This window comes from Paenibacillus sp. FSL F4-0122 (genome assembly GCF_038002845.1).
Lineage (GTDB): Bacteria > Bacillota > Bacilli > Paenibacillales > Paenibacillaceae > Paenibacillus_AQ > Paenibacillus_AQ odorifer.
This window is the reverse complement of sequence record NZ_JBBODI010000001.1, coordinates 2,680,866-2,693,474: the sequence shown is the minus strand read 5'-3', so window position 1 is coordinate 2,693,474 and position 12,609 is coordinate 2,680,866. Positions and strand designations below refer to the sequence as shown.

Here is a 12,609-nt window from a genome sequence, read left to right as displayed (position 1 = left end):
AGATGAGGATTGTACAGATGGAGGGATAATAGATGGACCCAAACCGTAAGATAACGCAAAGTCTTCCACAATTTCCGGAATCATTATGGAGAGATACCACGGATTTACCGACTTTTCCAAAGCTGGCTGAAGATATTTCTACAGATGTGGCAGTGGTAGGCGGTGGAATTACAGGCATTACAACAGCCTATCTCCTCAGCAAAGCAGGCTACAAAGTCACGCTCTTGGAAGCAGGGGAAATTCTAAGTGGCACTACGGGTTTTACCAGTGCAAAAATCTCAGCACAGCACGGGTTAATCTATCATCATTTGATAAAGCATTTTGGGCATGAGCAAGCCCGGCTCTATTATCGTTCAAACAGCGAGGCTATGAATTGGATCCAGAATACGGCTGAGGAACTTGAAGTATCCTGCGGCATGAAACATGAGGCGGCTTTTCTGTACGCGGATGCTGAAGATCATAAGACGCTTAAACAACTGGAGGAAGAGTATAAAGCCTATGAACAATTGGGTCTGCCCGGAGAGTGGCTAGATAACGTCTCTATCCCTCTGATGGCCAGTGGTGCCATTAAATTACCAGGGCAAGCCCGCTTTCACCCGCTGCAATATCTGAAGGGCCTGCTGAAGGTCATTCAGGATAAAGGTGGCGTAATCTATGAGCATACGATGATGGCAGATAAGGTGGAGAAGAACGATAAGCTTACGCTTTTTACTGAAAAGGACGAGTATCGGATCACCTGCCGCTACGCCGTTTCAGCTTCTCATTTCCCCTTCTACGATGGAGGAGCATTATATTTCTCGCGGCTGCATGCTGAACGTTCCTACTGTCTGGCGATCCAGCCTGAAACGGATTTTGAGGGTGGAATGTATCTAAGCGCAAGCGAACCCACCCGTTCTCTGCGTGCAGTAGAGTGGGAAGGCATGAATCTGGTCATTGTCGGGGGAGACAATCATAAGACAGGCCAAGGCATCTGTACGATAGGACATTATGAGAATTTGGAGCTATTCGCAGGAAATCTGCTCGGCATCAAAACAATCCCTTACCGCTGGGCAGCACAGGATTTAATCACCTTAGACAGAGTGCCCTACATCGGCAAGATTTCGGACAACGCAGAGATTTATATCGCCACAGGTTTTGGAAAATGGGGCATGACAAGCGGTACGCTGGCCGCACAGATCATCTCGGATCAGATTCAGCGCAAAGATAATCCGTATACCGAATTGTACGATCCGTCCCGCTTCAAAGCTGGCACCAGCCTAAAAAACTTCATCGTGCAAAATGCCAATGTGGCAAAAGAGCTCGTGGCGGGCAAAGTGGAAATCGTCCATAAAAAGACAACTGATTTGGAAGCTGACGAAGGAGCCGTTGTGTTCCATGATGGCAAACGTGTAGGAGCTTATAAGGATCCAGAAGGTAAACTTCATCTGGTGGATAGAACCTGCACCCATATGGGCTGTGAATGCGAATGGAACAACGGGGATCGCTCTTGGGATTGCCCTTGCCATGGTTCCCGCTTCTCCTACGATGGCGAGGTTTTAGAGGGCCCAGCTTCGGTACCGCTGACGAAACTCCATGAATAATACTTTTCATGAAAAAGGCGTTCGGTTTCATGAAATTCGCAACCCGTTTTCTTAGGGGCGATTGTAATTGCCCTATAGCATTCAGGTATAATAAGACTTGAATGAAGCAGCTGCTTCAAAAAAGTTTGAAGGAGAGTGACGATAGAGATGGATTTGAGAGGAAAGAGTGTTGTAATTACTGGTGCAGGCAAAGGGATCGGAAAAGCCTTGGCTATGGCACTGGCTAAGGAAGGTGCTAATTTAGGCCTGATCTCCAGAACTTCAGGTGATCTCGAAGCGTTAAAATCAGCCTTAACGGAAGTATATGATGTTAAAGTCAGCATTGCCGTGGCCGATATCGCCGTACGTGAAGAAGCTGAACGTGCTGTTGCTTCCCTGCAAAATGAGCTTGGAGCATTTGATGCATTAATCAACAATGCCGGGATTGCAAAATTCGGCACTTTAGTAGAAATGGACCCTGCAGACTGGGAGCGCCACATCCAAGTTAATCTTTACGGTACTTATTACGTAACCCGTGCTGCACTGCCTGCGATGATTGAGAAAAATGGCGGAAATATCATCAATATTTCATCCACAGCCGGAGAACGCGGCTTCGCGACAGGCTCTGCTTACTGCGCATCCAAGTTCGCTCTCATGGGCATGACCGAAGCCCTCGCACAAGAAGTGCGCAAACACAATATCCGCGTCGTAGCCTTGACTCCAAGCACCGTGAACACTGGCCTAGCTTCCAATGCTGGACTTAAAATCGGTGACGAAGACCGCATGATGCAACCTGAAGATGTTGCTGAATTGGCACTGACAGCTTTGAAGCTGCCGGATCGCGTCTTCCTAAAAACAGCAGGACTATGGACCACCAATCCGCAATAAAATTGCACTGGACGCGTAGGGAGCCGGATGATCTGGGGTGATTGCACTTTGTGCAATAGAATCGCTCTAGACGAGGGCGAAGCCTTGGGTGATTGCACTAGTGCAATAGAATCCCACTAGTCGAGGGTGAAACCTTGGGTGATTGCACTTTGTGCGGGATAACGCCTCAGGCTTGCTCTGCTCCGTTATCTAATTGCACTTTGTACAATAGAATCGCTCTAGACGAGGATGAGGTCTTGGGTGATTGCACTTTGTGCAATCAATTTAGTGGCTCCCCTCCTTTTAGGCGATTGGGGCTTGATTCTATTGTACAGAATGCGATAGACACTTTACTTGCTGTAGCCACTTTACTTGCAGTAGACACTTTGATTTTTGGCAGGTACCTGAGTTTGCACAATACTTAACGTTTAAATAGATAATAGTTGCACTTTGTACATCTATTCAGCGTAATTAGAGGATAAATCATATTTTAATTGCACTCTATACAGTTAAAAGAAGGCTATTCTCGTCGATTCACCAGATTCGCACAAATTAGTTGCAGAGAATACACTTATTCGATCGTTTCTGGTGTGACGGATAATTTAAGTGTACAAAGTGCAATTAAGCGCCCGCGTTCTTGTGTCTTTTGGGGTGGTCTTTTATTTTGTTAGTTGGTTTGTGGTTTGTGTATTGTGTTCTGTGCCTTGTACCTTGTACCTTGTACCTTGCGCCTTGTCCTTGTGTCTTGTGCCTTGTGTCATATACCATTGCTCCGTACTTTCGGGTGTAATGTGCTTTTGAGAATCACGATGTTACCTTGAGGTCTTGATGTTAATTTCCAAGGTTCTCATGTTATATTATTTCGATTCACAATGTCCTGAGAATATACTAACTTTCTGATCGGAGGTTTATCTATCATGCTGGTAGTAACTAATACTATTAAAGTAAAAGAAGGTCATGGCGAAGCTATTGCTCAACGTTTCGGAGGAAATAATGGTGTACAGGATATGCCTGGGTTTGTACGTATGGAGGTATGGCGCGGAAATGCCAAAGAAGGTATCGAGGAATTAAAAATCTGCACCGTATGGGAGAATGAGGATGCGTTCAAAGGCTGGACCTCCAGCGAGTCCTTCCGTCAGTCGCACCGTGGTGCTGGTGGTAATGACGCAATCCTGGGTGCTTCCATCGATAAATATGAGCTAATGATCAGCCGCACGCCTGGTAACTAAGTATTAGGACTAACCAATCGGAGTTGTAGCTAGATTGGACCAGCAGTGTGTACGGGATTGTTGCCCGATAAGCACAGTAACTAATTAACTATTACTGCTAGGTTAACCGATGCAACGAGCTAATTGGCTTTACCTCCTGGCTAACCAATGCAGCGCGCTAGTTAACTCTTACCGCCGGGCTAGCCAATACAGCGCGCTAATTGGCTATTACCACTAGATTAACTGATGTAGCAGACGAATTGGCTTTACCTCTTGGTTAACCAATGCAGCGCGCTAGTTAACTCTTACCGCCGGGCTAGCCAATACAGCGCGCTAATTGGCTATTACCACTAGATAAACTCATGTAGCAGACGAATTGGCTTTACCTCTTGGCTAACCAATGCAGCGGGCTAATTAACACAGTTATCGCTTCTAAATGCTAATTGCTACAGTAAAAACTTAGAGTAATTATCGTCCAGCAGACTTATTGATTAGCCTATTAGATACAGTTCAATTAGTTGGTACAAGCAGCACTATTATCCAGCGATGTCCTGGACCTAAGACTAAACAAACAGGGATGTCCGGAGCCAATATGGCTCGGGGACATCCCTGTTTGTTGTTTATAAACTCATTATTTACTTACATCTGGCTGAGGAGTCTCCACCTCTTGATGTTTACCCGGCCAGAACGACCAACGACCAAAGAGCGTCGTAATAGCTGGTACAAGGAACGGACGAACCACGAAGGTATCCAACAGAACACCAAGAGCGGTGATGATACCGAACTGCACAAGCACCTGAATCGGCAAGCTTGCCAATACAGCAAATGTACCTGCCAGAATGAGGCCGGCAGAGGTAATTACCGAGCTGGTCTCATTCACACCTTCCGCGATAGCCTGCTTAAGCGGCATGGTTTTACGCTTTTTCCAGATATTCGAGATCATGAAGATGTTGTAGTCTTCTCCAAGTGCCACCAAGAAAACAAAGGAATACAGTGGGATCGCTCCCTGAATGGCATCTGCTCCCATCACATAGTGAATGATAATCCAGCCTAAGCCAAGCGCTGAGAAGAAGGAGAGAATAACGGTGCCGACCAGATAGATGGTGGCCACTATTGAACGCAGATATATCAACAACAGTAAGGTGATCATTCCGATCACCACGGGGATAATCAGATCGGTATCCCGATCTCCAATCTCTTTAGTGTCGTGCTGTGTTGCCGTCTGTCCGCTTACCCACACATGATCCGCAGGGTTCGCAACGTCTACATCGATTAATGCCTGCTCTGCGGTATCAAGAAGGGTAGGAATATGCCCCATCGCTTCTAGTGAATAAGGATTGCTTTTAAATTCAATATCAAAACCAACAATATCTTTGTTTACTGCCCCCTGCTGCGGATCGGAAACCGTGTCCACATAGGTAAGTCCGCCAAGAATGACCTTTAGATCCTCTCCACTCGCTTTTCCTTGGGTATCAATAATCAGCTTCGCTGGAGCCAATTCTCCGGGGGAGAACTGTTTGCCAATAAGGTCGAACCCTTCGCGGGACTCCATATTTTTAGGAAAAGAGGATAGGATATCATACGTGAATTTGATGCCACTGGAGAATGAAGCCAGAATCCCCAGGCCGATAACGGTCACACCTACGATAGCCCAAGGCCGGGTTACTACCAAGCCGCCAATGCCCTTTTTACGGGAAACCTTGGGTTCAGGAACAGGTTTGCCTTTAGCCTTAGCCCGTTCTACCTCCATTTGCGGTGTGCGCGGAATGAATGGGAAGAACGAGGTCCGTCCGAAGATCGCCAACAGTGCTGGTACGAGGGTTAGACTGGCAATTCCCATGATGAAGATCGACACGCTAAATGGAATGGCAAAACGATGATAAGCTCCATACTTAGCCAGCAATAATGCGAACAGCGCGAGCACGACGGTGAAGCCGCTCATAGCAATTGCACCTGAAGATTCGGTAATGGAGCGAAGAAGGGCACGACTCTTGCTCTCCTCTACCTTCAACAACTGCCGGAACCGTGAAATCAGGAACAGACAATAGTCCGTACCAGCTCCGAATAACAAAACGGTCATAATCGAGATCGCCTGTGAATCCACTGTGATCCAGCCTTCTTGCGCCATTTTTCCAAGAATCGGGCTAGTTACGCCATAAGCGAACCCAACCGCAATAAGCGGAATAAACGCCAATATCGGCGAACGATAGATCACCAATAAGAACACCAGCACAAGCATAACCGTAGCAATTAACAAGGAAACGTCTGCGTTTTTGAACAGCCCTGTAGCATCTATGGAGATGCCCACTGGACCTGTAACACGTAAACTCAGGTCTTTTCCATCTACCTTAGCAGCAGAGGGGTCTCCGCCCGTCTCCGTGTTTATGATCTTCTTCATTTCTGTCACAGCTTCGCCGAGCTGATCACTATCTGCCGTTTTATCAAAAAGCACTGGGGTTACCAGCGTACTAAGATCCTCAGATAACGAGGCTTGTAATGCTTGTGGCGGCAGTTGTCCTAATGGTGGAACAAAATTCTGATGGGGCAATGGTTGCTGCTCCAACTTCTTGTACACAGCAGTGATATGTACTAAATCATCTTGTGAAAGCCCGCCTTCTCTATGCCATACGAGCAGCGCAGGCACTCCACTTCCACTAGGGAATTCTTGCTCTGCAATAGCTGCTGCCTGTACCGATTGTGAATCATCTGGGAGGTTAGGCGCATTATTAGCAACCTGAGAATTCACTGCAGGCCATAACAGGGTAAGTGCACCTACAAGCACTATCCATACGAGAAGAGTAATCCACTTCGTCTTTTTTCCTGCCACCCATTTTCCGTAGCCTGACATTCCCTTCATCCTCTCCTTTACCTTGCAGCCTTAAAAATGAGCCGCGGGTCATTTTTTATTCTATCATATATATGCTTTAATTTTTAATCAAACTTTTTTTATTTTTCAGAAAAATTAAAGCACCTCATCACATATAAAATACCCCTCTCTTCACATAAAAAATCAGCATCATGTGAAAAGAGGGGTTTATGATTAACTATACTTTTTTCTTCACTTCAATTTAGCCTACGTCCAAATCCCCTTCAGAGAACTGACTGTTATAGAGATCCGCATAGAATCCGCCTTGTGCCAGCAGTTCTTCGTGGTTGCCTTTCTCGATTACACTACCTTGGTTCATGACAAGGATGAGATCCGCATCACGAATCGTCGAGAGACGGTGGGCAATAACGAAGCTTGTTCTGTTTTGCATCAGCGCATTCATCGCTTTTTGAATCAGCAATTCAGTCCGTGTGTCGACACTGCTCGTTGCTTCATCAAGAATGAGGATCGATGGATCAGCAAGAATAGCGCGAGCAATAGTAATCAACTGCTTCTGTCCTTGTGAAATATTAGAAGCTTCTTCATTTAACACCGTATTGTAGCCAAGCGGAAGTGTGCGGATAAAGTGATCAGCATGCGCAGCCTTGGCCGCCCGCACCACATCAGCTTCTGATGCACCTTCACGACCGTAAGCAATGTTATCACGAATCGTACCGTTGAAGAGCCAGGTATCCTGAAGCACCATACCAAATTTACTGCGTAGGTCACTCCGTTTCATATCGGTAATGTTGACGCCATCAATGATAATTTCCCCGTCGTTAAGCTCGTAGAAGCGCATCAACAGGTTAATCAAAGTGGTTTTACCAGCACCAGTAGGACCGACAATAGCTATAGTCTGACCTGGACTAACCTCAATATTCATGTCCTCAATCAGAATAGCATCCTCTTTATATCCGAATTTCACATGACGGAACTCAACGGAGCCTTCCGGAGCACCTTCATCAAGCTTCACAAGTGTAGTATTAACTTCTTTGACTTCCTCTTCTTCATCCAGAAGTTCAAATACACGTTCTGCGGAAGCAATGGTGGATTGAATAATGTTAGCAATATTAGCCGTTTGTGCAATCGGCTGGGTGAACTGACGTGAATATTGAATGAAGGCTTGGATATCCCCGACATCAATCATTTTTTTAGTAACAAAAATACCACCCACAACACAGATAAGCACATAACCCAAGTTACCGATAAACATCATAAGCGGCATAATCATACCCGACATAAATTGGGAGCGCCAGCCAGAATCATATAGCTTATCGTTTATTTCATCAAAATCTTTAAGCGACTGCGGTTCGCGGCCGAAAGCTTTAATAATCCGGTGCCCTGTATACATTTCCTCTACATGACCATTCAACTGACCAAGCGATTTCTGCTGTCTCACAAAATAAGTCTGCGAACGTTTGGAGATCGCCATAATCACAATAAAGCTGAGTGGCAACGTAGTAATCGTGATTAAAGTCAGCCATGGGCTGATGGTAAGCATCATCACAATAACACCAATAATAGTGACGATTGAGGTAATCAGCTGCGTTAAACTTTGCTGCAACGTGGTACTGATGTTATCCACGTCATTCGTAGCACGGCTGAGAATTTCCCCGTGTGTACGGGAGTCAAAATACTTTAAAGGTAAACGCTCCAGCTTGCTGTTGATCTGCTCACGCATGTCATAAACTACCTTCTGCGCTACTCCAGCCATTACATATTGCTGAATGTAACTAAACAAAGCACTAAGCAGATACAATCCCGCGAGCAGGATCAGAATATCATTAATATATCCAAAATCAATGGAGGCACCCTCTACACCCATCAATTTGCCGTAAGCACCTTCGAACAGTTTGGTTGTAGCTTTACCCATAACCTTCGGACTGAAGATACTGAACACCGTACTGGCAATCGCCATAATTAGTACAATAATCAATTGAACCATACGTGGGCGTAAATATTTGATCAAGCGACGAAGTGTACCTTTAAAATCTTTAGCCTTTTCTGCCGGCATCCTCATTCCAGGACCGCCACCCGGTCCACCCGGACCTTTATGGCCGCGGGGAGCTGCAGGCTTATGTTCTCTGTTTTGTTCGCTCATGCTATTTCCTCCTCTGACAGCTGCGAGGATACGATCTCGCGGTACACATCACTGCTCTCGAGCAGTTCACGGTGAGTGCCCATTCCAGCAATTTCACCCTCATCAATTACAATAATCCGGTCCGCATCCATAACGGTGCTAACCCGCTGAGCTACGATCAATACGGTGGATTCCGTAGTTTCAGCTTTGAGAGCCGCGCGAAGTTTGGCATCTGTCTTGAAATCAAGAGCTGAGAAGCTATCGTCGAACAGATACACCTCAGGTTTTCTCACAAGCGCCCGAGCAATGGACAACCGCTGTTTCTGACCACCAGAGACGTTATTCCCGCCTTGGGCAATTTCCGAGTCAAACCCATCCTTCATCGCGGATACGAAATCGTAGGCTTGAGCCACCTTGGATGCATGAATGATTTCTTCATCCGTAGCATCCTCTTTACCGTAGCGGATGTTCTCATTAATCGTACCCGAGAACAATACTGCTTTTTGAGGGATGTAACCGATTTTGCTCCGCAGCTCTTCCTGTGTCATCTCACGCACATCCACTCCGTCTACGCGTACAGCACCTTCATTAACATCATAGAACCTTGGAATCAGGCTAAGCAGCGTAGATTTACCCGATCCGGTACCCCCGATAATTGCGGTAACTTCACCCGGACGAGCACTAAAGCTAATTTTCGAAAGTGCAGGCTGTTCTGCCCCTGGATAGGAAAAAGATACATTCTCAAACTCAACAAAACCACGTAAAGAATCGCGTCCGTCTTTTTTAGTAGCTTGAGCTGTTGTATGCAGTTCACTCTCAGTAGGATCTGTAAATTCAGGCTGCATATCCAGTACCTCATTGATACGCACGGCTGAAGCTGAAGCACGCGGAATTAACACGAACATCATCGATACCATAATCAGAGAGAACATAATTTGCATCGCATATTGGATAAATGCCATCAGGGACCCAACTTGCAGATCGCCGTCACCAATTCGAATTCCACCAAAATAAAGAATAGCAATCATAGAAAAGTTCATTACAATCATCATCAGCGGCATCAGGCCGGCCATGATTTTGTTGACCTTGATAGCTGTATCCGTAAGATCACGGTTAGCTTCGGTGAAACGTCTATTCTCATGATCAATCCGGTTAAAAGAACGAATAACACGAATACCTGTCAGATGCTCACGCAGCACCAGGTTTAATTTATCAAGCTTAATCTGAATGGCTTTAAACAGTGGCAGACCCTTCATCCCAATAAAGAAGATCGCCCCAACAAGTACAGGAATAACGACTACAAAAATCAATGATAATTTAGCATCTTCAGATACTGCCATGATGATACCACCAATCATCATCATCGGTGCCCCGATCATCATGCGCAACATCATAGTAAGTACGGTTTGAACTTGTGTAATATCATTTGTTGTACGTGTAATCAAAGATGCTGTACCTAACTTATCGAATTCATGCAGAGTGAAATTCTCTACATGATTAAAGACTCGAGCACGCGTGATTTTACCAAACCCAGCCGCCACTTTTGCCGATAAGTAACTGGCAATTACCGAACATAAAGCACCGCCACCTGCAACCATGAGCATGAAACTACCTATTTTCCAAATATAAGCGCGATCTCCTTGAACGATCCCTTTGTCGACGATGTCAGACATCAGAGTAGGAAGGTATAAATCACCCATGGACTGCAAAAATACAAGGATTAATACAGCACCAATAGCTACCCTAAAAGGCTTTAGTTGTTTAAATAATTTAATCAAGCTTCTCATCTCCGTTCATTTGTAGCCTATCCCAATCAGGTGGTGGATTATCCTCAACGTATTCATGTACCTTAAGCAATAGCTCAGTGAGCTGTTTAGTGTCTTTTTCGCCTAAGTGTTGTACAAGCTTATCAAGCATCACATCACGATAATGTTCCGCTTTTCGTGTGAGTTCTTTTCCACGTTCCGTCAATTTTACGCGTACAACTCTTCGGTCCGAAGGATCCGCGTGTCTTTCCACCATCTGTTTCGCTTCAAGACTGTTAATCAGCTGCGTGATGGTAGGAGGAGTGAATCCAAGTAGTCGGCTGATTTCAGACACCTTAAGACCCTCTTCATCAGAATGATTCCATTTTTCAATGCATATCATTAAAGTCATCTCACTTGGCTTGTGGCCCTCAACGCCCTTTTGCCATTGAGCTTTATGCAGGCGTTTCATCGCCGCAAAAAGCCCGTGTGCGACTGAATTTTCAGTATTTTCTGTATTTCCTCCGTTTATCCCAATTTCCTTCACCTCTATTTTAGTTAGGTCAACTAATTATTAAACACTATATTATTTAGGCTACCTAATTATATTTTCGCCGGATTGCTTTGTCAAATTATGAATACGCTATCAATTATTACGAAAAAGAAAACTCCCCAGCACGAGTGCAAGGGAGTAGTTATCGGTTTATGTATTGCTCTGTATTTTAAGGATTGAATAGATGTTTTCATCCCTTAGAACCAAGCTCCGTGCTCATAGGTTGTAATGCCTCCATTACTTCCAGAGCCCACAGGTCCAATGATAATGAAGCTAAACAATGCTAACACGCTTACCATCATCAACAGTGATTTTTTCATTTTTTCTCACCCCCTTTACTAGTTCTCTATATTTATCCTGTTGAGAAGCAGTAGCGTAATCCCTGCTCGTCTCAAATAAAGTTATACAATTAATGAAATCTTTTCCGTTGTTTTGCTTTATAGATAACTCCAAAGATTTCAGAAGATAATCTACACCTGTGCTATAACATTGCTTATTTATTTCATAGATTGCTACTTGATAGTACAAACGAAATACACGATCTACATTATTAGGCTCCTGGAACCCTTCAAACCTCAACATTTCTCGTGAGAATCGTGTAAGTACACTGTCAGCAGAGAACCCGTAACGATTAGCAGCATCCATAATAGTTATAAGTCCAGCTAAGATTTCACCTGGGTGATCTGCTAAAAAGGCCGCGTAGGAAGATAGAACATCCACATTACCCATCAACAACTCAATTGTGAAACCATTGCCCATTGCGAATAACCGAAATTGTTCTACCGCCTGACGACCTTCTTCATTCATCATTTCAAACCAGCCAAGATCTGCGTAGCCTGCAGTATACTTTTTAGCTTCTTCATATTTACCTTGCTTGGTCAGCGAAATTGCTTTAAGCAAATACCCATGACCGTAATAAACCACTAGTGGACGTTCCGTATGAAGAACTTCCTTACGTTTATCCACATTACTTCGCAGTTGCTCGCGGTAAACAGCATTAGCCAGCGTTCTTAGCTCATCAGCGAACGACTCCATTTTATTCCAACGACGAAGATCGAAACATAACTGTGTCAAAGTTAAGAGACCATCCAATTGCATATTTTCTGGTAGACGATTCCTGAAAGGTTCAAAAGTAATAACTGCATGTAACTTCTCGTCTGAATCGACGATGGATAAAATTGCTCTAAAAATACGATAATGACTTATTGCGAGCCGCTCCGAGTAACTGTCGGACTCATTCTCAGCTACAACTTTATAAAAAAATATCGATTCATCTATTTTACCTTTTTTAAACAATTTATCAGCTACCGAATAAACGATATCCAGAGACTTCGGATATTCCAGTAATCTGCTTAAAGTGTCCTCAATACAAGGCTGTTTGCCCAATTCAGCACAACGAATCAAAAAAGGCTCCACTCTACGGCGTGAGACCTTCTCATCATTGAAGCATTCATCAACATATAGAGGATATAACCAACCTTCTGGAAAACCAAAGGCTTTTATAATTGCATCTACTTGTCCCAAGGACATAGGCTTCGGCGGATTTCCATGCAGAATTGCACTGAGGCTGCCTCGATTCAGGCCACAAATTTTTGAAAATGAGGCGAGATTATGGCCGGAGCGGGACAAATTTTTCTCAATTTCTGAGCGTATAGTTGTTAACTTTCCCTCCACTCGGCACCCCCAAAGTTTGACTTGAAAAGATTCTATTAATTGACATTATAGGTGAAA

Annotated in this window: 8 protein-coding genes; 3 read left to right on the top strand and 5 right to left on the bottom strand. The window is 44.6% G+C overall.

Annotation, left to right across the window (positions count from 1 at the left end; translation table 11 throughout):
• The first annotated feature begins 32 nt into the window (after positions 1 to 32).
• The 3 genes from MHH49_RS11510 to MHH49_RS11500 all read left to right on the top strand — a co-directional run bounded on the left by MHH49_RS11510 (position 33) and on the right by MHH49_RS11500 (position 3,655).
• A complete protein-coding gene (locus tag MHH49_RS11510; RefSeq protein WP_341138147.1) occupies positions 33 to 1,580 on the top strand; it encodes an FAD-dependent oxidoreductase in 1,548 nt (515 codons plus the stop codon).
• 147 nt (positions 1,581 to 1,727) lie between these two features.
• Positions 1,728 to 2,447, top strand: a complete 720-nt coding sequence (locus MHH49_RS11505) for a 3-ketoacyl-ACP reductase (protein WP_036681981.1) — start codon at positions 1,728 to 1,730, stop codon at positions 2,445 to 2,447.
• A gap of 896 nt (positions 2,448 to 3,343) precedes the next feature.
• On the top strand, positions 3,344 to 3,655 hold the full coding sequence (locus MHH49_RS11500; protein WP_036681985.1) for an antibiotic biosynthesis monooxygenase: 312 nt from the start codon (positions 3,344 to 3,346) through the stop codon (positions 3,653 to 3,655).
• 610 nt (positions 3,656 to 4,265) lie between these two features.
• Here MHH49_RS11500 and MHH49_RS11495 read toward each other — a convergent pair.
• The 5 genes from MHH49_RS11495 to MHH49_RS11475 form a co-directional block, all read right to left on the bottom strand.
• Complete coding sequence (locus MHH49_RS11495; RefSeq protein ID WP_038573692.1) at positions 4,266 to 6,491, bottom strand: MMPL family transporter; 2,226 nt, start codon at positions 6,489 to 6,491, stop codon at positions 4,266 to 4,268.
• A gap of 211 nt (positions 6,492 to 6,702) precedes the next feature.
• Positions 6,703 to 8,601, bottom strand: coding sequence for an ABC transporter ATP-binding protein (locus tag MHH49_RS11490; RefSeq protein WP_076099696.1), 1,899 nt, complete (start codon positions 8,599 to 8,601; stop codon positions 6,703 to 6,705).
• Positions 8,598 to 10,358, bottom strand: a complete 1,761-nt coding sequence (locus tag MHH49_RS11485) for an ABC transporter ATP-binding protein (protein ID WP_036681991.1) — start codon at positions 10,356 to 10,358, stop codon at positions 8,598 to 8,600. The genes MHH49_RS11490 and MHH49_RS11485 overlap by 4 nt, the downstream gene beginning before the upstream one ends.
• Positions 10,351 to 10,737, bottom strand: coding sequence for a MarR family winged helix-turn-helix transcriptional regulator (locus MHH49_RS11480; RefSeq protein ID WP_339826263.1), 387 nt, complete (start codon positions 10,735 to 10,737; stop codon positions 10,351 to 10,353). Before MHH49_RS11480 ends, MHH49_RS11485 begins: the two co-directional genes overlap by 8 nt.
• 414 nt (positions 10,738 to 11,151) lie before the next feature.
• On the bottom strand, positions 11,152 to 12,552 hold the full coding sequence (locus MHH49_RS11475; RefSeq protein WP_076123994.1) for a DNA-binding protein: 1,401 nt from the start codon (positions 12,550 to 12,552) through the stop codon (positions 11,152 to 11,154).
• Positions 12,553 to 12,609 lie beyond the last annotated feature (57 nt).

What these genes read in the sequence shown, in the direction of transcription:
- MHH49_RS11505 (WP_036681981.1), top strand. Translation starts at nt 1,728, where the DNA reads ATGGATTTGAGAGGAAAGAGTGTTGTAATTACTGGTGCAGGCAAAGGG.
- MHH49_RS11510 (WP_341138147.1), top strand. Translation starts at nt 33, where the DNA reads ATGGACCCAAACCGTAAGATAACGCAAAGTCTTCCACAATTTCCGGAA.
- MHH49_RS11490 (WP_076099696.1), bottom strand. Translation starts at nt 8,601, where the DNA reads ATGAGCGAACAAAACAGAGAACATAAGCCTGCAGCTCCCCGCGGCCAT.
- MHH49_RS11500 (WP_036681985.1), top strand. Translation starts at nt 3,344, where the DNA reads ATGCTGGTAGTAACTAATACTATTAAAGTAAAAGAAGGTCATGGCGAA.
- MHH49_RS11495 (WP_038573692.1), bottom strand. Translation starts at nt 6,491, where the DNA reads ATGAAGGGAATGTCAGGCTACGGAAAATGGGTGGCAGGAAAAAAGACG.
- MHH49_RS11480 (WP_339826263.1), bottom strand. Translation starts at nt 10,737, where the DNA reads ATGACTTTAATGATATGCATTGAAAAATGGAATCATTCTGATGAAGAG.